The 25,937-nt window shown below is 58.1% G+C and carries 28 protein-coding genes; 14 read left to right on the forward strand and 14 right to left on the reverse strand.

Translation table 11 applies throughout. The annotated features are described in order from the left end of the window. A complete protein-coding gene (locus tag C8N45_RS07105; RefSeq protein ID WP_168769422.1) occupies positions 1-861 on the forward strand; it encodes a GNAT family N-acetyltransferase in 861 nt (286 codons plus the stop codon). A gap of 66 nt (positions 862-927) precedes the next feature. Here the strand turns inward: C8N45_RS07105 and tspO are convergent, their stop codons facing one another. The 3 genes from tspO to C8N45_RS07120 are packed head-to-tail and all read right to left on the reverse strand — an operon-like array spanning position 928 to position 3,988. Further along, positions 928-1,407: a tryptophan-rich sensory protein TspO gene (gene tspO / locus C8N45_RS07110; RefSeq protein WP_108385520.1), complete on the reverse strand. Its 480-nt coding sequence runs from the start codon at positions 1,405-1,407 to the stop codon at positions 928-930. Positions 1,408-1,439: 32 nt separating this feature from the next. After that, a complete protein-coding gene (crtB, locus tag C8N45_RS07115) occupies positions 1,440-2,462 on the reverse strand; it encodes a 15-cis-phytoene synthase (protein ID WP_108385521.1) in 1,023 nt (340 codons plus the stop codon). After that, a complete protein-coding gene (locus tag C8N45_RS07120; RefSeq protein ID WP_108385522.1) occupies positions 2,459-3,988 on the reverse strand; it encodes a phytoene desaturase in 1,530 nt (509 codons plus the stop codon). The genes crtB and C8N45_RS07120 overlap by 4 nt, the downstream gene beginning before the upstream one ends. 140 nt (positions 3,989-4,128) lie before the next feature. Between C8N45_RS07120 and crtA the strand changes: the two genes are divergently transcribed. From crtA to C8N45_RS07175, 11 genes are all read left to right on the forward strand, one after another. Then, entirely contained in the window at positions 4,129-4,833 is a 705-nt protein-coding gene (crtA, locus tag C8N45_RS07125; RefSeq protein WP_108385764.1) for a spheroidene monooxygenase, read from the forward strand. Next, positions 4,830-5,831, forward strand: a complete 1,002-nt coding sequence (gene bchI, locus C8N45_RS07130; RefSeq protein ID WP_108385523.1) for a magnesium chelatase ATPase subunit I — start codon at positions 4,830-4,832, stop codon at positions 5,829-5,831. The genes crtA and bchI overlap by 4 nt, the downstream gene beginning before the upstream one ends. Beyond that, positions 5,824-7,449, forward strand: coding sequence for a magnesium chelatase subunit D (locus C8N45_RS07135; RefSeq protein ID WP_108385524.1), 1,626 nt, complete (start codon positions 5,824-5,826; stop codon positions 7,447-7,449). The genes bchI and C8N45_RS07135 overlap by 8 nt, the downstream gene beginning before the upstream one ends. A 4-nt stretch (positions 7,450-7,453) precedes the next feature. Next, entirely contained in the window at positions 7,454-8,299 is an 846-nt protein-coding gene (gene bchO / locus C8N45_RS07140; protein ID WP_108385525.1) for an alpha/beta fold hydrolase BchO, read from the forward strand. 170 nt (positions 8,300-8,469) lie between these two features. Continuing rightward, entirely contained in the window at positions 8,470-9,132 is a 663-nt protein-coding gene (locus C8N45_RS07145) for a TetR/AcrR family transcriptional regulator (protein ID WP_108385526.1), read from the forward strand. A gap of 136 nt (positions 9,133-9,268) precedes the next feature. After that, positions 9,269-10,120 carry an ABC transporter ATP-binding protein gene (locus tag C8N45_RS07150; protein ID WP_108385527.1) on the forward strand — a complete coding sequence of 284 codons (852 nt, stop codon included), beginning with the start codon at positions 9,269-9,271 and terminating at the stop codon, positions 10,118-10,120. 9 nt (positions 10,121-10,129) lie between these two features. After that, on the forward strand, positions 10,130-10,903 hold the full coding sequence (locus C8N45_RS07155) for an ABC transporter permease (RefSeq protein ID WP_108385528.1): 774 nt from the start codon (positions 10,130-10,132) through the stop codon (positions 10,901-10,903). A gap of 38 nt (positions 10,904-10,941) precedes the next feature. Beyond that, positions 10,942-11,967: an ABC transporter substrate-binding protein gene (locus C8N45_RS07160; protein ID WP_108385529.1), complete on the forward strand. Its 1,026-nt coding sequence runs from the start codon at positions 10,942-10,944 to the stop codon at positions 11,965-11,967. Between the two features lie 83 nt (positions 11,968-12,050). After that, a complete protein-coding gene (locus C8N45_RS07165) occupies positions 12,051-12,476 on the forward strand; it encodes a nuclear transport factor 2-like protein (protein ID WP_108385530.1) in 426 nt (141 codons plus the stop codon). 3 nt (positions 12,477-12,479) lie between these two features. Continuing rightward, positions 12,480-13,364, forward strand: coding sequence for a polysaccharide deacetylase family protein (locus C8N45_RS07170; protein ID WP_108385531.1), 885 nt, complete (start codon positions 12,480-12,482; stop codon positions 13,362-13,364). 155 nt (positions 13,365-13,519) lie between these two features. Next, complete coding sequence (locus C8N45_RS07175; protein ID WP_108385532.1) at positions 13,520-14,248, forward strand: SGNH/GDSL hydrolase family protein; 729 nt, start codon at positions 13,520-13,522, stop codon at positions 14,246-14,248. A gap of 15 nt (positions 14,249-14,263) precedes the next feature. On the opposite strand, the gene bchJ is transcribed toward C8N45_RS07175, so the two are convergent. Both bchJ and bchE read right to left on the reverse strand, forming a co-directional pair. Further along, the gene (bchJ, locus tag C8N45_RS07180) at positions 14,264-14,869 is read right to left on the reverse strand and encodes a bacteriochlorophyll 4-vinyl reductase (RefSeq protein ID WP_108385533.1); all 606 of its coding nucleotides are present in this window, start codon (positions 14,867-14,869) and stop codon (positions 14,264-14,266) included. After that, positions 14,847-16,499, reverse strand: a complete 1,653-nt coding sequence (gene bchE / locus C8N45_RS07185) for a magnesium-protoporphyrin IX monomethyl ester anaerobic oxidative cyclase (RefSeq protein ID WP_108385534.1) — start codon at positions 16,497-16,499, stop codon at positions 14,847-14,849. Before bchE ends, bchJ begins: the two co-directional genes overlap by 23 nt. 216 nt (positions 16,500-16,715) lie before the next feature. Here bchE and hemN point away from each other — a divergent pair, with 216 nt between their 5' ends. Then, positions 16,716-18,065: an oxygen-independent coproporphyrinogen III oxidase gene (hemN, locus tag C8N45_RS07190; protein ID WP_108385535.1), complete on the forward strand. Its 1,350-nt coding sequence runs from the start codon at positions 16,716-16,718 to the stop codon at positions 18,063-18,065. On the opposite strand, the gene C8N45_RS07195 is transcribed toward hemN, so the two are convergent. After that, on the reverse strand, positions 18,052-19,086 hold the full coding sequence (locus C8N45_RS07195) for an extracellular catalytic domain type 2 short-chain-length polyhydroxyalkanoate depolymerase (RefSeq protein ID WP_108385536.1): 1,035 nt from the start codon (positions 19,084-19,086) through the stop codon (positions 18,052-18,054). The two genes, hemN and C8N45_RS07195, sit on opposite strands and share 14 nt — an antisense overlap. A 419-nt stretch (positions 19,087-19,505) precedes the next feature. Between C8N45_RS07195 and C8N45_RS07200 the strand changes: the two genes are divergently transcribed. Beyond that, positions 19,506-19,844, forward strand: coding sequence for an acyl-CoA thioesterase (locus C8N45_RS07200; protein ID WP_108385765.1), 339 nt, complete (start codon positions 19,506-19,508; stop codon positions 19,842-19,844). A gap of 102 nt (positions 19,845-19,946) precedes the next feature. Here C8N45_RS07200 and C8N45_RS07205 read toward each other — a convergent pair whose 3' ends face one another. From C8N45_RS07205 to puhA, 8 genes are all read right to left on the reverse strand, one after another. Beyond that, complete coding sequence (locus C8N45_RS07205; protein ID WP_108385537.1) at positions 19,947-20,390, reverse strand: c-type cytochrome; 444 nt, start codon at positions 20,388-20,390, stop codon at positions 19,947-19,949. A gap of 112 nt (positions 20,391-20,502) precedes the next feature. Next, positions 20,503-21,717, reverse strand: coding sequence for a 5-aminolevulinate synthase (gene hemA / locus C8N45_RS07210; RefSeq protein WP_108385538.1), 1,215 nt, complete (start codon positions 21,715-21,717; stop codon positions 20,503-20,505). A 3-nt stretch (positions 21,718-21,720) separates the two neighbouring features. Beyond that, entirely contained in the window at positions 21,721-22,518 is a 798-nt protein-coding gene (gene puhE, locus C8N45_RS07215) for a putative photosynthetic complex assembly protein PuhE (RefSeq protein WP_108385539.1), read from the reverse strand. Further along, positions 22,518-23,636, reverse strand: a complete 1,119-nt coding sequence (gene acsF / locus C8N45_RS07220; protein ID WP_108385540.1) for a magnesium-protoporphyrin IX monomethyl ester (oxidative) cyclase — start codon at positions 23,634-23,636, stop codon at positions 22,518-22,520. Before acsF ends, puhE begins: the two co-directional genes overlap by 1 nt. Further along, positions 23,633-23,929: an O2-dependent cyclase accessory protein gene (locus C8N45_RS07225; RefSeq protein ID WP_181868906.1), complete on the reverse strand. Its 297-nt coding sequence runs from the start codon at positions 23,927-23,929 to the stop codon at positions 23,633-23,635. The genes acsF and C8N45_RS07225 overlap by 4 nt, the downstream gene beginning before the upstream one ends. A gap of 49 nt (positions 23,930-23,978) precedes the next feature. Continuing rightward, entirely contained in the window at positions 23,979-24,434 is a 456-nt protein-coding gene (gene puhC / locus C8N45_RS07230; RefSeq protein ID WP_108385542.1) for a photosynthetic complex assembly protein PuhC, read from the reverse strand. Positions 24,435-24,439: 5 nt separating this feature from the next. After that, the gene (gene puhB / locus C8N45_RS07235) at positions 24,440-25,078 is read right to left on the reverse strand and encodes a photosynthetic complex putative assembly protein PuhB (protein WP_108385543.1); all 639 of its coding nucleotides are present in this window, start codon (positions 25,076-25,078) and stop codon (positions 24,440-24,442) included. 64 nt (positions 25,079-25,142) lie between these two features. Continuing rightward, the gene (gene puhA, locus C8N45_RS07240; RefSeq protein ID WP_108385544.1) at positions 25,143-25,925 is read right to left on the reverse strand and encodes a photosynthetic reaction center subunit H; all 783 of its coding nucleotides are present in this window, start codon (positions 25,923-25,925) and stop codon (positions 25,143-25,145) included. Between the last annotated feature and the right edge of the window lie 12 nt (positions 25,926-25,937).

Below are 25,937 nucleotides of genomic sequence, written 5' to 3' on the forward strand. Positions count from 1 at the left end.
ATGACCACGCGCATTCCAGTGCTAGACTTCTCAACAAATCACAATCGGGACAGGCTCAATATGAACGAAGTATTCGGATCGCCGGATCAAAAACGGATGCAGATAAAAGGGGAGCACCTGGCCCGGTTGCTTTCCAACGATCCGCGATATTGTTCACATGGCCGAGGAGTTCAGGTCATCGACTACGGCCCCCAAACTGCCGATCTTGTCGAGTCCCTTGTGCGATTGATTGGTGCAAGCGGATGCGAGATGGTTCCGAAAGATATCTCCGAAGATTTCCGGAGAGAGTTGGAGGATCGTGGCCTCCGGACGGATGTGGTCGGGCACTTCATAGGCGACCTCAATGCGATCGACATGGCGCGAACGGCGCTGGCAACCAGACCGCTTCCCGAGGATCTGTCAGTCAGTATCATCGACTCGCAATCCTCGGGTGAACTGGTGCAGGCATTCGCTGAAGTATCCATGCCCCACGGGGTCTTGCCCCCAATCGGGCCGGTAATGCGAGGAATCAGCCGGCCCGGCTTCGGTATGGTTGCGATGGACAGCAACGGCCGCCCCGTCGCTACGGCTGGCGCCGTAAAAAGCCGACATCCCGATCATCCGATGGCGGATATGGTGCAATGGGGACAACTCGCAACGGTGCCGGACCGTCAGGGTCAGGGTGTTGCCCGAGCGCTGGGGGCGCTCGCTATCCTGGAGGCCGCCAGCCGACTCGGTGCGCGGCGTTTTCGGACCGGTATCAATCCCAGCAACACCGCCTCTGCCCGCCTATGCACGTCGCTCGGGGTGCGAGACAGCGACTACGTGATCGTGGCTGCCCTAGACCCGGATTCCTTTTCTGATGACCGTCTAACGAAATAACTGCCCTCAAGCATTCCACAGAAAGAAAACGTTCGGCGCTTTAGGCTTAAACCAGCTGTTGGGCGCTTACATATTCGCCAGATCCAGCGGTTTTTCATCGGGGTTCAGCTTTAGCATCGACAGGTTCAATGCGGCCGCCACTGTGACCCACGCCAGATAGGGAACAAAGGCCAGACCGGCCCATGTGTCTAACTGCCAATGGGTGATTGTTGCGCCAAGCACCGCGCACCACAGGCATATCATCACAGGGATCGACGCGCGCAGGTGACGCAACCCGAAGAACACAGGGGTCCAAAGCGCATTCAACGCAATCTGAATGGCCCAGAACGCCATTGCATAGGCGCTGCCTTCCAAACCGGCGACCCGCGCCCCTGCAAATGCGATCAGCAGGTAAATCGACGTCCACGCCACCGGAAACAACCAGTTGGGCGGCACCCAGGACGGTTTGTTCAAGCCCTTGTACCATTCGCCAGTCGGAAACAGCGCGCCAGTTGCCCCTGCCGCAAAGGTTGCGGCGAGAAAAAGAAGGAAAAGCATGATATCCATCGTGGGGCCCTTTCAAGGTGACCCGTTTGTAACTAGGCCAGTGGACGGTCGCTGCCAAGGCCTGCGTCACGGGCCTTGAGGTCAGCCAGCACTTCAAGCACCGCCAACGACCGCCCCCGCGCTGCTGTCTTGCGACCGGCTGCATCAACCAGAAACGCAACTTCATCCAGAGGTTTGGCATAGACAATGGGCGATTTGGGCATGATCACCGACCCCACCGCCCGTGCGCCCGATTGGGCAACCCACCCCAGCTTTTGCGCTGTCGAAGTGTGGGCGCGCATCGAAATACTGTCATGCCCGTTGCGCCGGATTTGCGTACCGATGCCCGCATAGATCAGCCGCGCCGCCCAGATGCCCGTGCGGGCCTGTAGCGGCAGCACGTTGATCCCCGCTTCTGACCTGAGATAAAGCCTTTGCGCTTCCGCCAGCAGGCGCCGGACCATCCGGCGCACCTCATTCGTTGGCAGTGGTTCACGCACAAAATTTGCAGGGTCCATACCCGCGTCTGCCAGCCAGTCAAGCGGCAGATAGATCCGCCCCATCCGCGCGTCCTCGCCCACGTCGCGCGCGATGTTGGTCAGTTGCATCGCAACGCCAAGATCACAGGCGCGGGCAAGCGCATCGGGATCGCGTACGCGCATCAACACGCACATCATGGCACCCACGGCGGCCGCAACGCGGGCGGAATAATCGCGTACACCGCTCAGCGTGTCATAGCGATATTCGGCGGCATCCCATGCAAGCCCCTCCAACAAAGCCTCTGGCAGGGCGCGGGGCATGTCAAATTCTTCAATGATCGCGGCAAAGGCCCGGTCTTCCGGCGCGTTGCGCGGTTTGCCCGCATAGGCCAGATCAAGCCTGTCTTGCAGGCGCAACACCGCGCCCGTCTGGTAATCGCCTTCATCTACTTCGTCATCGGCCAAGCGGCAAAAGGCATAAAGCGCCAGTGCGGGGTCGCGCACCTTGCCCGGCAGTAGTTTCGATGCCGCGTGAAACGACAGGGACCCATGGCGGATCGCTTCTCGGCAATGTTCAAGATCATCGGGTCTGATCATTCGGCAGCAACCTTCATTTCGGGGCGCACAGGGGCGTCGGGCACGAGTTTGCCCAGCACCTCTGCACTGGAAATCACACCCGGCACGCCCGCGCCCGGATGGGTCCCCGCGCCCACCAGATATAGGCCGTCAGCCTCTTCACTGATGTTATGGGGTCGAAACCATGCGGATTGCAGGATACGCGGTTCAATCGAAAAGCCAGACCCGTTGGGCGACAGGTAGCGGTCGCGGAAATCCTCCGGGGTCAGGATCATCTCGGTGCTGATATGGTCGGCAAAACCGGGCAGGTATTTTTCAACTTCGGCCTGCACCTTGGCCTTGTATGCAGCGGCTTGCCTGCCCCAATCAACCGGATCGTCAAATCCCAGATGCGGCACGGGTGACAACACATAGAAAGTATCATCACCAGCAGGGGCCACGCTGGGGTCGGTCCTGGACGGGCGATGGATATAAAGGCTCATGTCATCAGCCAGCTTGCCCTTGATGAAAATGTCATGCAGCAACCCTTCGTAGCGGGGCGCGTTGGTGATGGTGTGATGCCCGACATCAGGCCACTTCAGCGCGGTGCCTTTGGTGCCAAAATACCAGACGAACAAACCCATCGACCAACGGCGTGATGTCAGCTTCCTGTCGGTCCAACGTTTGCGCGATTTGTTCCGTAGAAGGTGGCGATAGGTATGGCCCGCATCGGCATTGCTGACGACCAACGGTGCATTCAGCACCTCATCATTTGCCAGACGGACGCCTTTGGCGGCGTTCCTGTCGACCAGAATCTCGTCCACATCGACGCCCAGACGCACTTGCCCGCCTTGCGACCGGATCACCTTGACCATCGCATCGGCAATCGCCTGCACGCCACCCATGGCGTAATGCACGCCAAATTCCTTTTCCAGATAGGCCACCAGCGCATACATGGATGTGACATGCATCGGATCGCCACCGATAAAGAGCGGGTGAAATGACAGGGCCATGCGCAGTCTGGCATCCTTCACCCGCGCCTTGGCCAACCCCAGAATGGACCGATCCGCGCGCAGCAGTGCAAAGGTGGGCAAGACCTTGATCGTCTCCCACAGCTTGTGCATCGGCTTGGCGACCATTCCTTCGAACCCGACCTTGTAGCAACGCTCGCTGTCGCGCAGGAATTTCTTGTAACCCTTCACGTCACGCGGGCTCAGCCGCGCGACCTCTGCCAGCATGGCATCAGTGTCCTGACGGGCGGTAAAGGTTGACCCGTCCTGCCAGCGAACTTCGTAGAACGGGTCCATCGGGCGCAGGTCCACATCCTTGTGAAAGTCGCGCCCGCAAGCCGCCCAAAGTTGTTCATACACCTGCGGAACCGTGATGATTGTCGGCCCCAGATCGAATCGGTGCCCGTCCTGTGTGATCGACGACCCGCGCCCACCGGGCTGTTCCAAGCGATCTAGCACGGTGACGGCATAGCCCTTGGCGCCAAGGCGCATCGCGGCAGAAAGGCCGCCAAGGCCCGCGCCAATCACGATGGCTGCGTTTTGATCCTGTTCAATCATGCCTTAACACTAGTTGTGTAAACTCAGGTTGACAATTATTTTCGAAATGGTGCGACTGATTATCACAATAGGCACTTGATCTACTTCCCAAACGCCATTCCGTGTGTAAGGATAAGTTGACAGTTATGCCGGGGAACAAAGTGACTCAGATCGTCACGCTTTCATTCTTTCGCTTCGCCGGGCCATTGGCCCGTATCTGGGCGTTTGTGATGATGGGTGGGGCACGGTTGCCGCTGGCGCGCACAAAACATATCGGGTTCTGGAAGCTTTGCGGGTCTGGTACCGGCGAAGGGTTTACTCCGGTGCCCAACACGGCTGTTTATGCAATCCTTGCCACATGGCCGGATGCTCCTACGGCCCAGCGCCAGACACAGACAGGAATCTTTGCGCGATATATAAACCGTGCAACCGAAAACTGGACTGTTTTCCTGCAACCGCAAACATCGCGTGGTGCATGGTCCGGCCAGTCACCGTTTGAGCCAGCACAGACCGCAGCCAGCGGCCCGCTTGCCGCACTGACGCGCGCAACCATCAAACCCGGTATTCTGACCCGGTTCTGGGGTCGGGTGCCGAATATTTCCAAGATGATCGGCCAAGACCCCAATGTTGCCTTCAAGATTGGCATTGGCGAAGTGCCGATGCTGCATCAGGTCACATTCTCGATCTGGCCGTCAGAACAGGCAATGGCCCAATTTGCGCGCACTGGCCCGCATGCCGACGCGATCCGCGCCGTCCGCGACGAAGGCTGGTTTCGCGAAGAACTCTATGCCCGTTTCGCGGTGCATTCCGACCGCGGCACGTGGAACGGCACCTCACCCCTTGCCAAATTACAGGAGGCCGCATGAGCCCCTTCCCCTTTTCCGCCATCGTCGGACAGGACGAAATGAAACAGGCGATGATCCTGACAGCCATTGACGCCAGCATCGGCGGCGTTCTGGTTTTCGGGGATCGAGGCACAGGCAAATCGACCGCCGTGCGGGCTTTGGCCGCACTCTTGCCACCGATCAAGGCAATCAAAGGCTGCCCGGTCAACAGCGCCAAGGCCAGGGATGTCCCCGACTGGGCCGCGCTGAAAACAAAGCGCGCCCGCGATACGCCGACACCCGTGGTCGATCTGCCCCTTGGCGCGACAGAGGACCGGGTGACAGGCGCACTGGATATCGAAAAGGCGCTGACCAAGGGCGAAAAGGCGTTTCAGCCCGGCCTGCTGGCCAGGGCAAACCGGGGATACCTCTATATTGATGAGGTCAACCTGCTGGAAGATCACATCGTCGATCTGCTGCTTGATGTGGCTCAATCGGGTGAAAACGTGGTGGAACGCGAGGGGCTGTCAATCCGGCATCCCGCCCGCTTTGTGCTGGTCGGATCCGGCAACCCCGAAGAGGGCGAATTACGCCCGCAACTGCTGGATCGCTTTGGCCTGTCTGTCGAGGTGGCATCGCCAAAGGATGTGAAAACCCGCGTTGAGGTCATCAAGCGGCGCGATGCGTTCGAGAATGACAATGCGGCATTCATGCTGCGCTGGCAGGCCGAAGATGCATCCACCCGCGACCGGATATTGAAGGCGCGCAAGACACTGTCCAAACTGAAAACTCCTGACAAGACATTGCTGGACGTGGCCGAACTTTGCCTTGCGCTGGGCTCTGACGGGCTGCGCGGTGAACTCACCTTGTTGAAAGCCGCCCGCGCCTATGCCGCGTGGCGCGGCGACACGGCCCTGACCCGCAGCCATTTGCGCGACATCGCACCGATGGCCCTGCGCCACCGCCTGCGCCGCGACCCATTGGACGAGGCAGGCAGCGGCACGCGGGTCGTGCGCACGGTGGAAGAAGTCCTTGGATAGCGATGCGTGGCACCGCGCGACGCTGGCGCTGGAGCTGCTGGCCATTGACCCCGGACTAGGCGGTCTTGCGGTTAGGGCACGCGCGGGCGCTATCCGCGACCGCCTGATGGCCCGTACTGACCCGGCCGCCCGGCGAATTCATCCCGCCATTTCAGACGAAGCCCTGTTTGGCGGTCTCGACCTGTCTGCCACCTTGTCCAGCGGGCAACTGGTACAAAGGGCAGGCTTGCTGGACGCACCTGCGACCCTGATCCTGACGATGGCCGAACGTTGCACCACGCAACTTGCCGCCCGACTGGCTCTTGCTTTAGATCAGGGGCAGGCACATTGCCTGATCGCCCTTGATGAAGGCGCCGAACCTGACGAAGCCCTGAACCCCAAGCTGGCCGAACGGCTGGCGTTTCATGTGGACCTGTCTGATGTCAGCATCCGCGATACCGACACCGCCCAGCGCGGGAAAACAGGTGCCTTGCAGGACGTCACGCACGACCCAGACCTGATTGACCAGATCACCGGTATTGCCGCACAGCTTGGTATCGACAGCCTGCGCGCGCCCCTGTTCACGCTGCGGGCCGCCCGCGCACATGCGGCACTATTCCATCGCACACGTGTTACGGCAGAAGATCTGGAGGTCGCATGCGCCCTGACTTTGGCGCATCGGGCGACGCAGATGCCAGAGTCCACGCCTGAACAGGAAGAACCCGAGCAATCGCCAGACCAGCCAGAGTCTGAAAGTGAGAACGAGACGTTCGATCTGCCGGACGAATTGTTGCTGGACGCGGTACGGGCATTGCTGCCCGACAATCTGCTTGATCAACTGACAGCACAAAAAGCCAAACAAGGACGTGGCAGCGGCAGCGGGGCGGCGCACAAAGGCAACCGGCGCGGTCGGCCATTGCCATCACGCGCTGGCAAAATTACTGACGGCGCGCGGATCGACCTGATCAGCACACTGCGTGCAGCGGCCCCATGGCAAACGATCCGGCGCAATGCGACCGGGCGTGACGGCCTGCACATCCGCACCGCAGATATCAAGATCAAACGGTTCGAGGAACGCTCTGATCGATTGCTGATCTTTGCGGTGGATGCGTCGGGCTCCTCTGCTCTGACCCGATTGGCCGAGGCGAAAGGCGCGGTAGAATTGTTGCTGGCGCAAGCCTACGCCCGCAGGGATCATGTGGCGCTTGTCGCGTTTCGGGGAACCGGGGCGGAATTACTGTTGCCGCCGACCCGGTCACTGGTGCAAACCAAACGCCGACTTGCGGCGCTGCCGGGCGGTGGCGGCACCCCGCTTGCTTCTGGCCTGTTGATGGCATTTGAGGAAGCCACACAAGCCAGGCGGCGCGGGCTGACACCGACGATTGCAATCCTGACAGACGGGCGGGCAAATGTGGCATTGGATGGCACGGGCAACCGAAAACAGGCGGCCATTGATGCACAACAAATTGCACAGGTCGTGCGGGCAAATGGCACTGATGCACTGGTGATCGACACCGGGAACCGGCCCGAACCCGCATTGCGCAACCTTGCCCAGACGCTTGATGCGGTCTACCTGCCGATGCCACGCGCGGATGCGCAACGCTTGTCCGCCTCGGTGGCAACGGCCCTTGGCGACTAGTTCAATGCGCTGGCCAGAGGATTTGACAGATTGGCCGATGGCCGAATATTCGCGCCGTGTGTTGCACAAGCCGCACCGTTGGCACGTGCAGGAAGCAGGAACAGGTGCGACGATCCTTTTGATTCACGGGGCAGGCGGCGCCACCCAGAGTTTTCGCAATCTCTTTCCGATTCTGGTCAAAACGCATCATGTGATCGCGGTTGATCTGCCGGGTCAGGGCTTTACCCAGATGGGCGCCCAGCAAAGATGCGGGCTGGACCATATGGCCGAGGATTTGCTGGCCCTTTGTCGCAATCAGGGTTGGGCGCCTGCGCTGGTGGTCGGCCATTCGGCTGGGGCGGCGATTGCACTGCGCATGTGGGACATGGGAATGCGGCCCGATCAGGGGATTGTCGGCATCAACGCGGCGCTTGGCACCTTTAAGGGCGTCGCTGGCTGGCTCTTTCCGATGATGGCCAAGGCACTGGCCGTTACACCGTTCAGTGCTGCTGTATTTGCCAACACGACCACGCGCAGCAGCGTCCGCAACCTGATCAAGGGCACCGGATCAACGCTGGATGAACGTGGGCTTGATCTATACTACAGGCTGGCCACTGACCGGGGGCATGTCGATGCGACCCTGTCGATGATGGCCCAATGGCACCTTGAAGGACTATTGCGGCGGCTGCCCCAAATTGCGGCACCCGTCCATCTGATTACAGGGCTGAATGATACCGCAGTACCGCCACAGACCAGCCGGGATGCAGCTAACGCGCTGCCCAATGCACGCCTGACGGAACTGCCAAACCTTGGCCATCTGGCCCATGAAGAAGACGCCGCAACGGTTGCCAACATCATCCTTGGGAGCTGAGGCCCAGCCGTTGAGCGCCCATGGCCTTGGGCAGGGTCGGGCTTAAACGCTGTCAGAAGCAGAAACCCACATTGGATTGAGCACAGCCAAACCGGATGCGGACAGCGGAATGAATTGAAAGATCTTGCCGCATTTGGTCCAATGACGGCCAGAACCCGGCGGAGCAAAACATGTCTGAAACAACTGGCGCCGAAAGCGCCACGACCACCCGAAGCCGCGATGCTATACGCACGCAAGCCACGATTTTAGAGGTCGCCGTAGGTGAGTTTGCCGAGCATGGATTCCACGGGGCCCGCGTTGAGCGCATCACGAAACATGCAAACTGCAATTCCCGTATGATTTACCATTATTTTGGCAGCAAAGAGGGGCTCTATGTGGCGGTCCTTGAACATGTCTTTGAACAGATCCGCACGCAGGAAGCGCAGCTTGACTTTGACGTCGGGGACCCTGCGGAAAAGATGAAAGAACTGGTGACATTCACCTTTGACTACTTTGCCAACAACGGCAATTTTCGCAAATTGACCCGGAACGAGAACCTGTTGAACGGCAAATACATCGCACGTTCACATGCAATCCGGGATATGTCACAGCCGCTTATTGCCGCGATTGATGGCCTGATTGCGCGCGGCTGCGATGCGGGCGTGTTTCAATCAAAACCGGATGCCGTGCAGCTTTACCTGACGATTGTTGCCCTGTCCGCGCATCACCTGAACAATGCGGCGACGTTAGGGGCCGTTGTGGGGCAGGATTTGCATGATCCGATGTGGCAGTCAGACCGGCGGGCCCATGCAGTTGCAGTTGTCCAAAGCTATCTTGGTATCTCTGAGACTTAAAAAGCCCGACGGCCGACTGCTGTATTTTCAGGCAAACCTGATCAAATCAGCCATTTTTTTGTGCGCCCCGAACTAATTCTAAATCTATTTACTTAGAGTCATTTCCGCCCAGTGCCGTTTGCGCCCTACTCGCGGAATGAACGTAAAAACGCATGATCTGTCGACCGACCCTGCGACAAAAGCAGTCAATCCGGTCCACCCCCGCCCCGCAATCGAGTTGGATGCGGCATCCGTTGTTTTTGGCAGCGATGCAAAGGCGGTCATGGCACTGTCTCCGACGTCCCTGAAACTTGATGATGGGGATTTTGTTGCGCTGGTCGGTCCGTCAGGCTGCGGCAAATCCACGATCCTGCGGCTGGTCAGCAGCCTGATCAAACCGTCGGCAGGTCTGGTTCTGGTGGGTGGCAAAGACGCAGCGGCCAAGCAGTTGCGCATCGGTATGGCGTTCCAAAACCCGACAATGTTGCCGTGGCTGACAATCGAACAGAACGTCATGATGCCGCTCAAGATCGTTTCGCCATTCAAAGCGACCTACCACAAGGATAAGAAAGGCGCGTTTCGGGACCGCGTTCATGCGCTGCTCAGCCAGGTTGGTTTGCAGGATTTCGCGAACCACTACCCTTGGCAGCTGTCGGGCGGGATGTTGCAGCGGTCAAACCTGTGCCGCGCCCTGATTCACGAGCCTGACCTTCTGTTGCTGGATGAACCTTTTGGCGCGCTTGACCAGTTCACCCGCGAAGAGCTGTGGCAAACCCTTCAGGACCTGTATCTTGACCGCAAGCCAACCGTTCTTCTGGTCACGCATGACCTGCGCGAAGCGGGCTACCTTGCCAACCGTATTTGCGTCATGAGCGCCCGACCGGGCCGCATCATCTCGGATGAGCCGGTCAATATCCCGCAGCCACGCGACATCGGCATGATCTACAGCGCTGAATTCGTTGAAATGACCCAAGGCCTGCGCGAGTTGATCGCACAGGTGCGTAGTTAGGACTTTGCCATGACCGAGACCGCACGCATTAAATTGATGTCGTTTTCGCTGATCGCAGGCTTTTTCCTGACGTGGGAGGTGCTTTGCATCCTGTTGAACGTCTCCGATCTGGTGCTGCCGCGCCCGTCCGAGATTGTGGTGACACTTTGGGTCAAGTTTCCAATATTGTGGCCGCATATCCTGCAAACACTCTATTCGACGCTGATCGGGTTTTCACTTGGCGTCTGCATCGGGGTGACACTGGGTGTGCTGGTCGGCACATCAAAGGTCGCCTACGCCGTGGCCTACCCGCTGCTGGTTGGTTTCTCTTCGATCCCCAAGGTCGCTGTGGTCCCGATCTTTGTGTTGTGGTTTGGGTCGGGCACAACGCCGGCAATCCTGACAGCCATGGTCATCTGCGTGTTCCCGATCGTGGTGAACATCGCCACCGGGCTTGCCACCACCGAACCCGACCTTGAAGACGTGTTGAAAACGCTGGGTGCGTCCAAACGCGAAATTTTGTGGAATGTCGGATTGCCGCGCACGATGCCCTACTTCTTTGCGTCGCTAAAGGTGGCCATCACCTTGTCCTTTGTGGGCGCGGTCCTGTCCGAAACGGTCGCGTCCAATCGTGGAATCGGCAATGTCATGATGACAGCGTCATCTAATTTTCAGGTGTCGCTGGTCTTTGCGGGCCTGATCATTCTCGCCGTGCTGGGGGTCGTGCTTTACACCTTCTTTTCCATGCTCGAACGCCGGGTCACCGGATGGGCCACCCGCGACACCGACATCGCGATCACCTGAAAATCTCTTTGTTCACTTCAACCCCAAGGATGACAATAATGAAGCATATTCTTTTTGGTGCAGCCCTTGCGCTGATGGCTGGCTACAGTCCCGCACTCGCCCAGATGACCGACATAAAGTTCACGCTGGGGTGGAAAACCCAAGGCAGTGATGCACCGTTTCTGGTGGCGCTGAACGAAGGATACTTCGAAGAAGAGGGCCTGAACGTCACCATCGACCAAGGCGAGGGCTCTGCCGCAACAATCACCCGCATCATGAGTGGTGCGTATGACGCGGGATTTGGTGACATCAACGCAATCATCCAGAACGCAGCCGCACGCCCCGGCGAAGCGCCGATGATGGTGTTCCAGATGTGGAACCGCCCGCCCTTTGCAATCGCAGTCCCAAAAGAGCTTGCCCTGAAATCACCCAAGGATCTGGAAGGCAAGACGTTGGGTGGTGCCCAAGGCACCCCGACAACCCGCCTGTTCCCGGTTTTCGCCCGGCTGAACGACATCGACATGGATACGATCAAATACGAAAGCCTTGCCCCGAACCTGCAAGAGCCGATGCTGATCCGTGGCGATATTGACGGCGCTTACACCTTTACCGTCAGCAGCTGGTTCAACCTGATTGCCAACCGCAAGGACCCGGCGGCTGACTTCGACTGGTTCAACTACGAAGACTACGGCATGGACCTTTATTCCAACGGCATGATGGTGTCGCGCGAACTGCTGGCGGAAAACCCCGAAGCCGTCGCCGGACTGGTCCGGGCCGTCACCCGTGCCACCATGGAAATCACCAAGGATCAGGATATCGCCGTCGAGGCAATCATGGCATTCGACAATCTGGTTGACCCCGAGCTGGAACGCGCGCGCCTTGAATTTGCGCTGACAAAGCTGATGAATGCCCCTGAAACAGCTGACACCGGCATCGGTGATCTGGTTGACGAACGCCTGACACGATCCATCGCCATCATCGCGGAAGGCTACGGGCTTGAGACCTTGCCGGACGCCGGCGAAATCTTTGATCGTTCGTTCTTGCCCCCCGTGGAAGAGCGCACATTTTCGGTTAGCATCAACTGATTGAACCGCTCAACTCAATATGCATCCCGGTGTGATCCGGGGTGCTTTGCTATTTTGACTATACGTTCCACGAAAGGTGCAGCATGGACCTCAAAACCGATCCGGCCGCAGCGGCAAAAGCCATTGTCGAAGCATATCTTGAACGCTCGATGGTCCCTGATCCCGAAGGTGCCGCAGCCTACGTCAGCGATGATTTCAAGCTGGTGTTCACAGGTGGGCGCAAATTTGCAGGGCCAGCTGACAGTACTGCCTTTAATGCCAAGCGCTATGCATGGGTCAAAAAGCGATTTCTGCGTACGGATGCTGCGTTGGATGTCGAAACGGGCGACGTTCATGTTTACAATACCGGCTATCTATATGGCGAATGGAAAGACGGCACCGCGTTTGAAACCAATCGCTACATGGATAAATTCGTCGTCCGCGACGGCAAAATCGTGAGCACCGACGTCTGGAATGACAGCGCCGAGATACTCTTGCACAAGGCAGGACTGGCCGAGGCGGAGCTCTAACCCATGCTGACCGATCACGGGCGCTATGCCTACTCTGCCATCACCAACCGCCCCGACTACAATTGGCCCGGCGGCAAACGGCTGGCCGTCTATCTGGGTGTGAATCTTGAACATTTCGCTTTTGGCGAAGGGCTGGGGGCCGAACTGGCACCCGGCGGCCCGCAACCTGACGTACTCAATTACGCTTGGCGCGACTATGGCAACCGGGTTGGTGCGTGGCGGATGATAGACATGCTCAACGCGCTACAGATGCCCGCCAGCGTGATCGCAAATAGCGCGATGTATGGCTACGCGCCCGACCTTATGGCGGCATTCCGTGCCCGCGGGGACGAGGTTGTCGGCCATGGGCGCACCAACTCCGAACGGCAAAGCACGCTGGACCGCGATGAAGAGGCTGCCTTGATTACCGAGGCAACGACGATTCTGACAGACGCCGAAGGAACGCCCCCCAAAGGTTGGCTGTCGCCGTGGATCGCAGAAAGCCACGACACCCCTGACCTGCTGGCGGCGGCAGGATATGGTTACACGCTGAACTGGTGCATGGATGACCAGCCGGTCTGGATGAACACCTCTGCCGGGCGGCTCTTGTCGATCCCCTACCCGCAGGAAGTCAACGACATCCCATCGATTGTCGCGCGCAAAGACAGCGCGGCACAGTTCGCCGATATGATCATCGACAATTTCGATGAAATGCGGGAGCAATCAATCGGCCAGCCCCTTGTCATGGGCATCGCACTGCACCCCTATCTTGTCGGCCAGCCCTACCGCCTGCGGCATCTGCGCCGCGCCTTGCAGCATATCTGCGCGCATCGGGATCAGATATGGCTGACCCACAGCGGCGATATTCATGACTATTGCAGGAACGAGATTTCCACATTCATCGTATGAACGAACGTCAGCATGCCATTCATCGAAAAGTGGCACTGGTGCTTGATCATTATCAATTGCCTGTGGTGGAACCATATCTAAGCTGAACCTGTTGAGTGTTTTATCACGCCCTTAAAGACAAAGTGAGGGGCCTGAATGCACGGACAGAGGTTGAGATGATTGATCTTGCGGCACGTATTGTTCTGTTCCCGGTGCTTGTTTTCCAAGCCGTCAAGGCGCGGCGTTCGGCACTTCGCCTGAACGATCCCGTTGGCCGCCGCAATGGCACCAGCGGGCATGGACCCGATCTGCGTTTGTTGATCATCGGCGACAGTTCTGCCGTCGGCGTTGGCACGTCTCATCAAGAAGAGGCGCTGCTGGGGCACATGCGCAAAAGACTGTCGCAGACAAACACGGTCCATTGGACAGTCGATGCGAAGACGGGTGCGAAAACTGCAGATACCCTCGCGCGGCTGAAAGACAGCCCGCCGCAGAAATATGATGTTGTTTCCGTTTCGCTGGGCGTCAACGATATCACCGGGCTGGTGCCGCGCGCGGTCTGGCTGCGGCGCTTTGCTTCGTTGCTTGATCTGATTGAGCACAAATATCAGGCCGACGTCATTTGTGTTTCGGGTATCCCGCCGATGCAATATTTCCCATTGTTTCCGCAGCCCCTGCGCTGGGTACTTGGTGCGCAGGCAGCCCGGTTTGATCGTGCGCTGCACAGGCTGGTGGCTGATCGGTCTGGATGTCGTTTTGTCGAAATGGATTTTCAACCCGATATTTCCAAGATGAGCCCCGACGGATTTCACCCCGGACCCAAGATTTATGCCGAATGGGGCAGCAAGGTCTATCGCACAATCCGCCGCGACGTCCGAAGACTGCGAAGTCTAAGCCATATGTGACTTGGGGTCAGAGACCTAAAGACTGAGCTCAAAGCGGCAACGGTTGCCTTTCTCTTGCGCACCGCAGCGGGTTTCGGCACAGATGCAATCGGATGATACCAACGTCTGATAGAGTTGCCGAAACACACCCACATGCCAGTCACACAGGCACTGGCTGCTGGTTTCACCCCTGATCAATGGATTATCCTCGATTTCAAATGTCCAGGGGTCTGTTACATGCAGCCGACCCGAACCGACAAAGGTCCAGGCGTGGCGGGCAATTGCCTGCGACAGTAGTGACGCCGCCGCGGCCTTTGGCAATGCTTTCAGCACCCATTGCGCGGGCTTTGGAATTCTGTGGGCGAGGATATAATTGGCCGTTTCAAATCCGGCGTAGGCTGCCAGCACCGGCGCCATTTCGGGTTCTTCGTGCCGTAATTGCCGGTGCAGGCGTGCCGCGTCCGCTTCTGGGATCATGCGGGTCCCGTCGGGCACGTCAAAGATGCCCGCTGCGGCAAGTATCCGCACGCGTCGTTCAGGGCCACCCAATCGTTCAATTATCGGTAAAAGTTGCAGGATCGCGTTGGGACCGATCAGACCTGTGGCAGACCGAACATCCCTAGACGTCCTCCATTTGCTGATTGCCGCCGCCGCAGGCTTTTACTTCGGTCCCGTTCGGCATTTTGAAATCCCGTTTGCGTGCGATGGTCTGCGCCTTGACTGCTTCGCGCCGTTCCTTGGCGCGGGCGGCCTTGTCAGCGCTGGCTTCCCAGTCATCCAACTGTGCCTCGGCGAGTTGGCGGGTTTCGTCAAAGTGGAAATCAACAGTGTTCTTGGTCTGTGGTCCCCAATAGCCCGCCTTGCCAAGGTCATAAAACGTGCGCCCGACGCCAGCCTTCAGAAAGGCAAAAAGGCAGCCCAGCAGATAGCGCCGCCGAAATCCGGTGCCGCGCCATGGATAATTGAACAGCGCCTTTTTCATATAGAACCGGCGATAGTTGTTCATAACACCGTCAAGCAGCTCGCCCCGTTCCATCTGCGCGGGCTTCATGATGGGGGTGACGAAATTGTATTTCGAGAAATCAAAGATTTCGACCTGATCTTTCAATTCCTGAAACAAAGGCGTGAATGGCCACGGGGTGTACATTGACCAGTTGGCAAGATCGGGCTGCCAGTCCCAAGCCATCTTGTAAGTTTCCTCAAGTGTCTCGGGCGTTTCGTTGTCCAGACCAACGATAAATTGTGCCTCGACCAGAATGTCGGCTTCACGCAGCAGGCGGATGGCTTCTTTGTTTTCCGCGACTTTGGTTTCCTTGTTGAAAACGTCCAGTTTCATCTGTGCTGCCGCTTCGGTGCCAAGGCTGACGTGGACAAGCCCCGCCTTGCGGTAGAACTTCAGCAAATCCTTGTCACGGTAGATGTCAGTGACCCGCGTGTTGATCCCCCATTTGACACGTTTGGGCAGGCCCCGGTCGATGAGTTCCTGACAGAAAGCCACAAATTTCTTCTTGTTGATCGTGGGTTCCTCATCGGCCAGTATGAAAAATCCGACATCGTGGTTCTCGACCAGATCCTCGATTTCATCCACCACATCCTTGGGGTCACGTACCCGGTAGTCTCGCCAGAATTTCCACTGGCTACAGAACGAGCAGGTAAAGGGGCAACCGCGCGCAAGGTTCGGGATCGCAACGCGCTTGCCAAGCGGGATGTAGATGTATTTCGACCATTCCAGTACCGACCAATCCGGCTTGATTTTGGACAGGTCTTTCACGGTAGAGGCCGCTTGCGTCGCGACAATCTGGTCCCCTTCGATAAAGGCAAGCCCCTTGATCTTGTGCCGATCTGCGGGAAAGCGCCCGTCCTCAATCGCCAGCATCAATTCGGTGCAAATCTCCTCGCCTTCGCCGCGGACGATGACATCGATCCAAGGGGCCTCTGTCAGGACTTGTTTGTACATGAAAGTCGCATGAACACCGCCCAATACGCGCACGGCCTGCGGTGCAACATCGCGGGCGATTTTCAAGACATCTTCAGCGCGGTAGATCGACGGGGTGATCGCGGTAACGCCCACCACATCGGGGGCAATGGCTTCCATCTTTTCGGCCAGATCGGCATCTGTCAGTTCATCTGTCATTGCGTCGATGAAATGGATCTCGTCAAATCCGGATTGTCGCAGATGACCGGTAAGATAGGCCACCCATGCAGGGGGCCACGTGCCGGCAATCTCTGCGCCGCCGGATCTGTAATTGGGATGTACGAAGAGAATACGCATGTCGACCTCTCATAATGTGTCAACTTAGCGTTACATATAATCTGTACTTTTTTGTTGACACAGATCAAGGTTTACGGGCCGTGCAGGGCGGTATTCCTGAACCTGCGCACCGTAATTGCACTGGCCGCATGGGCTTATGATCTGAATCAAGGACAACATGGCGCCGGCGCAGCATGACGATGCAGAAAACTGCCGCAAGAAACGAGGCGAGGCACCATGTCCGACATACTCAAGACCTATATGAACCGCAACGTGCCCCGCTACACCAGCTATCCGACGGCGCCGCACTTCTCAAAAGACTTCGACGCGACCGCCTACGCAAGCTGGCTGCATGACCTGCCGCCCAAGGATGCCATATCTCTTTATTTGCATGTGCCGTTTTGCCGCCAGCTTTGCTGGTATTGCGGGTGCAATATGAAGCTGGCCAAGCGCGATGAACCTATCGCCCAATACGCCAGAACGCTTGTGCAAGAGGTTGGGCTGGTTGCCGGGCACCTGCCAGACCGCATGAAGGTCTCGCATTTGCACTGGGGTGGCGGTACGCCAACAGCGTTGGTGCCCGACGATCTGGAGCGGGCCATGCAAGCGGTGCATCAGCATTTCACCGTCACGCCCGATGCAGAACTGGCAATTGAAAGCGACCCACGCACCCTGAGCGCAGAGATGATTGCGCGCATTGGCAAGCTGGGATTTACGCGGGCCAGTTTTGGGGTGCAGGAATTCGACCCAAAGGTGCAAAAGGCAATCAACCGCATCCAGCCTCCCGATATGGTGCGCCGGTCTGTTGATGGTTTGCGTGAGGCTGGCGTGTCCGGAATCAATTTTGATCTGATCTACGGATTGCCCCATCAAACCGTCGGGACCCTGCTGGAAACGATTGACCTGTGCCTTGAGATGGAACCCGACCGCATCGCACTTTTTGGCTACGCGCATGTTCCGTGGATGGCTAGAAAACAACGGTTGATTGACGAAGCAGCGCTTCCCGGCCCGGCTGAAAGGCTGTTGCAATCCAAAGCCGCGGCCAAGGCACTGACTGACGCGGGCTATATGGCGATTGGGCTTGATCACTTTGCCCGGCCATCCGACTCCATGGCGCTTGCCGCCAAGACAGGAACGCTGCGCCGGAATTTTCAGGGCTACACCACCGATTTGGCGGATACGATGCTTGGGCTTGGCGCGACGTCCATCGGGCGCACGCCTTCTGGCTATGTTCAGAACCTGTCAGAAACAGGCGCATGGGCGCGCGCGGTTGAGTCAGCTGCCTTGCCGGTTGGCAAAGGCGTCGCGTTTTCCATGGATGATAAGCTGCGCGGGCGCGTGATCGAAATGATAATGTGCGCCGGGCATGTAGATCTTGACCAGGCAGGCGCAAACATCGGCGCGGCTGCAAACTGGTATCACCCCCATATCCCCGAACTCGATCAGATGCAGGCCGACGGCTTGATTGTCCGTGATGGCAGCCGGATATCCGTGACTGACAAAGGTGCGCCGGTGATCCGCGTCATTGCATCGGTATTTGACAGCTATCTGACTGGTCAGCCGCAGAAACACGCTATCGCGGTGTAGCCGATGATTGCGCAAGCGGCGCGCCAAGTGCTGCTGCCATGCGCGCGATGGCGGATAGCTGAGGGGCGTCGCGGCTGAGATAGTCCGCCCCCGCATAGCCCCACCAATCCCAACACCCGTTGGGATTTCCCGCAAACCAGTTGTACCAAGGCGAGGGAATTCTTGACGCTTGCGGGTAAAGCACGACAATCCTGTTCGCTTCAGCCCATGGGTTGAACCCTGTCAGCCGCGCATAACCCTCACCAATATATTCCCGCCCTTGCTTGCAGCCATGCAGAGCGATGTGCAGGCGGCAGGTTTGGCCCGTCGCGCAGTCGGCGGGCACGTAGACAAAGCCTGTGTCATCCATGCCCAATGCGCCACCGGTATATGTGGCCTGATCAAAGGTCACGAGGCCCTGTTGGGTAGTTGAGACCGGCTGCGAAAGATCATCGTAAAGCCGATTCAGTATGTCGCCCGCCTGATCAAAATCACAATCGATCAGAAAATCAGGGCGCGTCGCGTCGCATGACACCTGCCCCTGCTCGGTGACGAACCCGTGCCCGGCATCGACCGATGTCACGTAAGTCAGGTTTTCTGCGGTCACGCCAAGCGACTGATAGGTCTGCAACAAAGCGTCCATGGTTGAGCGGTCCACTGTGTCGTCCGACAGGCCGTGAAACAGATACAGCCGGTCAGCGGCGATATCCTCCAGCGGGTCAATACGCTCCTCTTCCGCGAGGGCTTGCATGGACGCAAGGGACCGGTCCGGGTCGGCCCCGAAAAAGAACGGGTCCATGCAGACATTCAACGCGCGCCAGATCGACTGATCCGCACAGTCATAGGGGCCGCCCGCGACAATGCCCGCACCGGCGATGGCTCCTGAATAAGCGACCTGCAACTGCACGGCCATAAAGGCACCGCTCGACAATCCCGATACGGTTGTCGCGTCAGGGTCAAGGTTCAGTGCGGGCAATGGGGCTGCCGCCGCCGCACCGGAAAGAGATATAATCGCAAAGGCTGAGTACAGTGTATTCATCATCGCTGAAGGCTCTTGATAGGTTTAAGGATACTGCGTTTTCTGGATTTGGCACCGGCACCATTCCGCATCGCGATGCTACCCGAACAATGCGCACAAAGCCATTTTGCCCGTGACCATAGGGCAGGGCGCAGGGCCCGGATGCGGTGAAACAGGCGCGATGATGCAAATGTAGGCACCCAACGAAAGCCGCGCTTGGCAGCCGTCTGACCCACAGGACCGTCGCTCGGTCCGGCCAATAACATTCTTTCGAACTTTTGCCAAAGACTGTAAGATCACAGGCAACCGGTGGCGCATCCTGCACACAATTGAGAGAACTGACAGTGAGCAATCAGCCAGAAGACATATTGGCCCGTGGGCAACTGCGCGGATCGCACGGTCGGCAACAGGAAGAAGGTGTGCTGGTCATCCGCACCATTGCGATGCCTGCCGACACCAACCCGTCCGGGGACATTTTCGGCGGCTGGTTGATGTCCCAGATGGACCTTGCCGCCGGCAACATGGCTGGTCGCGTTTCGCAGGGTCGCGGCGCAACGGTTTCAGTTGAGGCCATGCAATTCCTGCGCCCGGTGAAGGTTGGCGATGAGGTGACGCTTTATGCAACCCTGCGCAGTGTGGGCCGTACGTCCATGCGCATTCATGTCGATGCATGGGCGCGGCGCAGATACGCGGAGATGGCCGAGAAAGTGACGGATGCTGATTTTGTTTTTGTCGCTCTGGATGAAAACGGCGCACCCCGGGCCGTGTTTGAGAACCCGTAATGTCTTTGGGACGCTGCGGACATCAAGCAAGCGAGAGCCCGCCAGAAACAAAATAGGCCGCACCGGGTTACGGTACGGCCTATTTTTCATCAGGGTAAGTTCTTACTCGGCTGAAAACGTCGAGAGGAACGCATAAAGGTCATAAGCTTCCGATTCTTCGCGAACCTTGTAGGCCATCTTGCCGCGCGCGCGACGGTTATCAAGCGTTTCACGCAGCCAGCCAGTTGGGTCCTGCACGTAACCTACAAATGTTTCTTCAGTCCAAACACCACCAGCTTCGCCGACTTCGACAATGCTGTCGCCATAGCGGAATCCTTCGACGCCACCAATCTGGCTACCGGGCAGACCATAAAGGTTTGGACCCGTTTTGGCATTGCGACCGGCCAGAACTTCGCCAGACGCGTCAGCGACAACGTGGCATGCCACGCACTGACGGTTGAACTGCTCTTCACCAGCCGCGGCATCGCCTTGGGTGGATGCATGGCCATCGGCGAATGCGGGTGCTGCGAGTACGGCGAAGGCCGCTGCAATAGTAAACTTTTTCATGATCGTCTTCCTTTTCGATCTTGCTTTGGTGACCGTATGCCCCAGTCGGGAGTAATGTAATGCATAGATCGGGGCGGTCCACCCCTGTATGCAAAAGATTGTAAGTGGTCTGTCAGGCAACCGCCCGTGCGAGTGCGCATTGACGCCACAAAACACTTAACGCATTGACAAGATGATCAATATCCGCGTCTGAATGCAGCGGCGACGGGGTAAATCGCAACCTCTCGGTCCCTTTGGGAACGGTCGGATAGTTGATCGGCTGCACGTATATGTCCCATTCCTGCATCAGATAATCGGCCAACATCCGAGTCTTGACCGGGTCCCCAATCATCACCGGAATAATGTGGCTTTCGTTGACCATGTGCGGGATTCCCTCGCGGTCAAGTGCTGCACGCAGGCGCGCGACCTGCCGCTTTTGCGCGGCGCGTTCGATCTGCGATGTCTTGAGGTACGCAATCGACGTCCGTGCCGCAGCAGCAATCGCGGGCGGCAGTGCGGTCGTAAAGATGAAGCCCGATGCAAAGCTGCGAATGAAGTCGCAAAGCGCGGGAGAGCCGGTAATGTAGCCACCGACAACGCCATAAGCCTTGCCCAGTGTGCCTTCGATCAGGGTGATACGGTCGGAAAGCCCTTCGCGTTCGGCAACACCGCCACCGCGCGGGCCGTACATGCCTACTGCATGCACCTCGTCCAGATAGGTCATGGCACCGTATTTTTCAGCCACGTCGACGATCTCGCGGATGGGCGCGATGTCGCCGTCCATGGAATAGACGCTTTCAAAGGCCACGATCTTGGGTACGTCGCGCGGCAATGCACGCAGCTTCATCTCAAGATCATGCGCGTCATTGTGTTTCCAGATCACCTTGGTGGCTTTGGAATGGCGGATACCTTCGATCATCGACGCATGATTGCCCGCATCCGACAGGATCACGCAATCCTTGAGCCGCGACCCCAATGTCGACAGCGCCGCCCAGTTCGACACATAGCCGGACGTAAACAGCAACGCCGCTTCCTTGCCGTGCAGATCGGCCAGTTCCTGTTCCAGCAACAGATGGTCGTGGTTGGTGCCCGAGATATTGCGCGTACCACCCGCCCCTGTGCCCGTGCGCTCAACTGCCTCGCACATCGCCGCGATCACCTTTGGGTGTTGGCCCATGCCCAGATAGTCATTTGAACACCAGACGGTGACATCGCGCACGCCGTTTTCGTCATGGTTGGCAGCGCGGGGAAATTTGCCGCACTTGCGCTCAAGCTCTGCGAAATAGCGGTAGTTGCCATCGCTTTTGAGTTGGTCCAGTTGTGCGTTGAAAAGCGCGTCAAAATCCATCGTTCAGTCCTCGTTGGGCAGTGTTGTATTGGGCGCCGGGTCCGTGTCGGGCAACATCCAGCGCCAAAGTTTCGCGTCAGGCAGGGGCACCACCATCAGCCAATGTTCAAGCAGGGCCAGTGCGGCCAATGCAGTCAAAAGGGCATAGCCCATGACGGTCGTATCAGATGAGGCGGTCCACAGACGCTCTGCGCAGACGACCAGCAGCGCAGTCAGGATCGTAATCGCGATAGGGAACGCATAGGTCACGGGCCCCCTGTGGAAATAGGATTTCAGGTGCGCCAGCCTCGCGGGTACGAATTCTGTGTTGATCCTCGGAACCCCGTAAAACAGGTTCAGTTTGGCCAGAATACGCGCCAGAAACAGCACCAGATAGGCGGCCATGCCCATTTGATTGGGGCTGCCGCCGGAAAAGGTGACCAAGGCCAGAAGCCCAACGGTCAGCAGTAGTTCATGATATGCCACCGTACCAAAGGCCCGGAAAAAGCGGTCTTTGCCTTGGAGTCCGGGCGGGCAGACGTCGCGCATCGGCCCAGTGACAACACCTGCCAGAAACGCCAGTTCAATCCAGCCCCAGATGGCAAGCGCGCCAAGAAAACCAAGATAAATACCGATGACGGACGTATCCGCCAACGACATCCAGACCGCCCACCCACCAAAGACCAGCAGCGGCAGCGCTGTTATGACAGTTTGGAGGTGCTTGCCACTGCGGTCGGCCCGCCGCACCGCCAGCAAAATCGCCCCGGTGGAGAACCACCAGACGAAAATTGCCAGAAGCGATGCGATCCAGGGGGAGGTCATCAGTAAGCAGGCTCCATCCGTGGGCTTTCAGGTACAGCGCTTTTTTCAACCGGAATGGTCAGCAGTGACACAAAAGCAAAGCCCGCCTTGGCTGAGCCGGCCATGCGCTTGACCCAACCGCCAACACCGCCTTGCTTGCGCCCATCGGCGATTTGCACATTGGCGGCCTGCATCCGGTTCAGGGTTGGAATCCAACGTGGATGCTCAATATCCAGCACCATGGGGAACACCTGACGCGAAATGTCAGAGGTCTTCCGGAACACTTCCTGCCCGTACCACGCCGGGTCAACGCCCAACGCCTTGTGGAATTCGGGCCGCTGGTGGTCACGCACCCACATGGTCGAGAAGACAGCCGTCAGGAAAAACTTGATCCACAGCTTGTTGACGCGGCTTTCGGTCAGTTGCGGGTCTGTCTTGAGCAGCAGCGCAAAGGCTTCGCCGTGCGAAAACTCATCATTGCACCATTCACGGAACCACTTGAAAATCGGATGAAAGCGATGTTCGGGGTGCTGCTCAAGGTGACGGTAGATCGTGATATAGCGGGCATAGCCGATTTTTTCGGACAGATACGTCGCGTAATAGATGAACTTTGGACGGAAATAGGTGTATTTCTTGGCTTGCGTCAGGAACCCGAGGTTCACCGCGATCCCGGCCTCGCGCAGGGCATCGTTGATAAAGCCCGCATGGCGCGCCTCGTCACGGGCCATCAGCTGGAACAGGGTGGTGATATCCTCGTTCGAGCCGCGACGTTTCATTTCCTTGTAAAGCACACAACCGGAAAACTCGGCCGTGCAGGACGAGATAAGGAAATCGATGAATTCCGCCTTCAGCGCCGGTTCCATCCCGTCCCAATCGACCTTGTCCCAGTCTTCGTTCTTTTTGAAGTGGCCCTTGTTGGGGTCGGCTTTCATCGCCGCGATCAACTTGTCCCAGTCGCTGCGCACCGGGGTGACATCAATCGCATCCATTTCGTCAAAGTCGGTGGTATAGAAACGCGGCGTCAGCAACGTGTTCGACATGGCGACTTTGGTTGCTTCTTCGTTGGTCAGCGGCGGCAGGGCCTCTTGGGCGGCGATGGCTTCTTCGGCGGTGGCCGCCTCGGATGAATGCATATTCATGACATCACCTCTTCACTGAATGAGAATTCGCACAGTTCCATGAATTCGAAATCACCTGTGGCGCGGGTCCAGAGCTGTTCCAGCTTTGAGGCGCGGGTGATGATGGCGGTGCGCTTTTCTTCGACCATTTCGCCAAAGGCGGCCATGATTTCAGGCCCCTGTACCTGTACCGTGTCGCCGGGGTAGATGACCGCCCCATTGTCCAGACGAACATGTGCAGACAGTTCCTCGAACCGGTGCGAAATCGTCACCGTGCAAGGTGCGGTTTCTTTCTCTCTGAATAGTAGTCCCATGTGAGTTCCCTTTCACATCATCAAGTGCGGGTGGCTAACCCCCACGGTTTCAGTTCAGCAGATTGGCAAAGGCTGCCACGTTGTCTGCCCCGTATCCAATCAATTCATAAACACTGTCGGTGCTGCCATCGAGAACGGCAATATGACCATTGTCGCGGCGCACCACTTGCATCGGCGCGTCCAGCGGCAGGCTGCGCACGCTGCGCTCCCGCTCGATCGAGCGGCCAAGCACACCGATAAATCCAGCCTTGTCCTCGGTCGAGGTGGCAAGCAGCGCGCCGTTGGTATCATAGACCTGATAGGTGCCCTGACGGTCCCCGGTCATGACAATATCCAGTGACTGCACGACGGGCGCTTCGACCAGCACACCTTGCTGTGGCGCGCCCGACCATTGGGCAAAAGCCACAAGCGCAAGGCTGGAAAACATCAGGGCAAACATGCCCTGCACCAGAATTTTGGGGACCATTTCCTTGTCGCGGTGACGCATTTGTTTGGCTAGTGACATGGGCGCTACTCCGCTGCGACGGCGTTGCCGTCATGTTGGGCCATGCGGGTGACACGGGGCTGGGATATCCGTGTTTCCGCCGCGTCGGCAAAGATTCTGGCGACGTCGTCCGCGTTTGGAATGCAGCGCAAGGCGGGCTGGGTGCGCGCCATGTGCCACGGGCGCACATGCGGCCATGTCATAAGATAGGAAAGCCGCGTGTCCCCGATCAGCTCGAACGCCAACGTGCCGTGGCGGGATGGTTTCAGTTCCAGCTTGGCAGTGCCGATGCTGGTGTAGGGCAGGTTCAGGGTCATGGTCAGGGCAGCCCCGATGCGCATGGCAACGCGCTTGTTGGTCAGCGTGTAGACCGTCGATTTGGCCTGCACATAGGCGATCACATACAAGATCCCGCAGGCCACAAGACCCGCCACAACAAAGGGAAGACCATGCATGATTGCAATGCCCAACGAAACATCTGCCGATGACACCGTCACCCGCCAAAGAGCAAGCAGGGCAAAATAACCCGCCACCCAACGTAGCCCCCAGGCATCGCGCGCCAGACGGCGCGGGTCAGGCGACCCTTGCCACAGGATATGCTCGTCCTTTGGCAAGGCTTCGGGCAACCCTCTGACAGGTTCGAACTTGAAATCATCATGGCTCATCTGCAGGTTCCCTCTGCTTGGTTGTCATGTCCCCGGTGGCGAACCGGGGACATGTTTTGGGGTGTTAAAGAACAGTGCCAGACCGCGCAGGGGTCGCATAAAGCGTGCCGCCCGCGTAGTAGGCCATGATCTTGTCTTCTTCGAGAAGCGTGACCTCGTCCGCCTTTTTCGTGGCGGGCACGCCGTCCCAGTTGTGGGCATAAAGCGAGCGGACCGTGACACGATCCGTGCCGATCTTGGCCATGTTCATGGGGATCAGGCGGGTTTTGCCGCTGCCTTCGGGATTCAGATCAACCGTAAGGAAACGCACCATCTGTTCTGGCACATCAACCCACATATCTATGACCCGACCCACGACTTCGCCATCGCCACCGACGACCGCCTTGCCGCGCGGGTCGCGCCCGGCTGACACTTTGAAGTCTTCCAGCTTGGACATTGGCTGAATTTTCACATGGCCATGTGCATCCAGTTCCGGCGCATCGCGGCGCGGTGCCCAAGCCGCAGGTCCAACACCGTCAACCATCGGATCACCGGTCGGAATCCAAGGCGAACCACTGGCCGCAGAAGAGGGCGCGAGGGCCAGATCACGGCGCATCTTGCTTTCTTCATAGTCATTTGACGGCACCGTCAGTTCGCCGCGCCCATCGCGTAGTTGAAACGTCTTGGGCTTTGGGACAGGCCAAAGGCTTTCATTTGCGGGCGTCTCATCGTCGTCGCCACGCAGCGGATAGCCTTCGCGCATATTTTCGGTTTGCAGGTAGATCACAAGCCCTGCGAAGAAGATCCAGAAAAGCCAGATTGCCACGCTCGCCAGATCGACATTACCAAAGAATTCTACACCAACCATAATATGTTCCTT

It is taken from the genome of Yoonia sediminilitoris (assembly GCF_003058085.1).
Lineage (GTDB): Bacteria > Pseudomonadota > Alphaproteobacteria > Rhodobacterales > Rhodobacteraceae > Yoonia > Yoonia sediminilitoris.

What these genes read in the sequence shown, in the direction of transcription:
- C8N45_RS07105 (WP_168769422.1), top strand. Translation starts at nt 1, where the DNA reads ATGACCACGCGCATTCCAGTGCTAGACTTCTCAACAAATCACAATCGG.
- tspO (WP_108385520.1), bottom strand. Translation starts at nt 1,407, where the DNA reads ATGGATATCATGCTTTTCCTTCTTTTTCTCGCCGCAACCTTTGCGGCA.
- crtB (WP_108385521.1), bottom strand. Translation starts at nt 2,462, where the DNA reads ATGATCAGACCCGATGATCTTGAACATTGCCGAGAAGCGATCCGCCAT.
- C8N45_RS07120 (WP_108385522.1), bottom strand. Translation starts at nt 3,988, where the DNA reads ATGATTGAACAGGATCAAAACGCAGCCATCGTGATTGGCGCGGGCCTT.
- bchI (WP_108385523.1), top strand. Translation starts at nt 4,830, where the DNA reads ATGAGCCCCTTCCCCTTTTCCGCCATCGTCGGACAGGACGAAATGAAA.
- bchO (WP_108385525.1), top strand. Translation starts at nt 7,454, where the DNA reads ATGCGCTGGCCAGAGGATTTGACAGATTGGCCGATGGCCGAATATTCG.
- C8N45_RS07145 (WP_108385526.1), top strand. Translation starts at nt 8,470, where the DNA reads ATGTCTGAAACAACTGGCGCCGAAAGCGCCACGACCACCCGAAGCCGC.
- C8N45_RS07150 (WP_108385527.1), top strand. Translation starts at nt 9,269, where the DNA reads ATGAACGTAAAAACGCATGATCTGTCGACCGACCCTGCGACAAAAGCA.
- C8N45_RS07155 (WP_108385528.1), top strand. Translation starts at nt 10,130, where the DNA reads ATGACCGAGACCGCACGCATTAAATTGATGTCGTTTTCGCTGATCGCA.
- C8N45_RS07160 (WP_108385529.1), top strand. Translation starts at nt 10,942, where the DNA reads ATGAAGCATATTCTTTTTGGTGCAGCCCTTGCGCTGATGGCTGGCTAC.
- C8N45_RS07165 (WP_108385530.1), top strand. Translation starts at nt 12,051, where the DNA reads ATGGACCTCAAAACCGATCCGGCCGCAGCGGCAAAAGCCATTGTCGAA.
- C8N45_RS07170 (WP_108385531.1), top strand. Translation starts at nt 12,480, where the DNA reads ATGCTGACCGATCACGGGCGCTATGCCTACTCTGCCATCACCAACCGC.
- C8N45_RS07175 (WP_108385532.1), top strand. Translation starts at nt 13,520, where the DNA reads ATGATTGATCTTGCGGCACGTATTGTTCTGTTCCCGGTGCTTGTTTTC.
- bchE (WP_108385534.1), bottom strand. Translation starts at nt 16,499, where the DNA reads ATGCGTATTCTCTTCGTACATCCCAATTACAGATCCGGCGGCGCAGAG.
- hemN (WP_108385535.1), top strand. Translation starts at nt 16,716, where the DNA reads ATGTCCGACATACTCAAGACCTATATGAACCGCAACGTGCCCCGCTAC.
- C8N45_RS07195 (WP_108385536.1), bottom strand. Translation starts at nt 19,086, where the DNA reads ATGATGAATACACTGTACTCAGCCTTTGCGATTATATCTCTTTCCGGT.
- C8N45_RS07200 (WP_108385765.1), top strand. Translation starts at nt 19,506, where the DNA reads ATGCCTGCCGACACCAACCCGTCCGGGGACATTTTCGGCGGCTGGTTG.
- C8N45_RS07205 (WP_108385537.1), bottom strand. Translation starts at nt 20,390, where the DNA reads ATGAAAAAGTTTACTATTGCAGCGGCCTTCGCCGTACTCGCAGCACCC.
- hemA (WP_108385538.1), bottom strand. Translation starts at nt 21,717, where the DNA reads ATGGATTTTGACGCGCTTTTCAACGCACAACTGGACCAACTCAAAAGC.
- puhE (WP_108385539.1), bottom strand. Translation starts at nt 22,518, where the DNA reads ATGACCTCCCCCTGGATCGCATCGCTTCTGGCAATTTTCGTCTGGTGG.
- acsF (WP_108385540.1), bottom strand. Translation starts at nt 23,636, where the DNA reads ATGAATATGCATTCATCCGAGGCGGCCACCGCCGAAGAAGCCATCGCC.
- C8N45_RS07225 (WP_181868906.1), bottom strand. Translation starts at nt 23,929, where the DNA reads ATGGGACTACTATTCAGAGAGAAAGAAACCGCACCTTGCACGGTGACG.
- puhC (WP_108385542.1), bottom strand. Translation starts at nt 24,434, where the DNA reads ATGTCACTAGCCAAACAAATGCGTCACCGCGACAAGGAAATGGTCCCC.
- puhB (WP_108385543.1), bottom strand. Translation starts at nt 25,078, where the DNA reads ATGAGCCATGATGATTTCAAGTTCGAACCTGTCAGAGGGTTGCCCGAA.
- puhA (WP_108385544.1), bottom strand. Translation starts at nt 25,925, where the DNA reads ATGGTTGGTGTAGAATTCTTTGGTAATGTCGATCTGGCGAGCGTGGCA.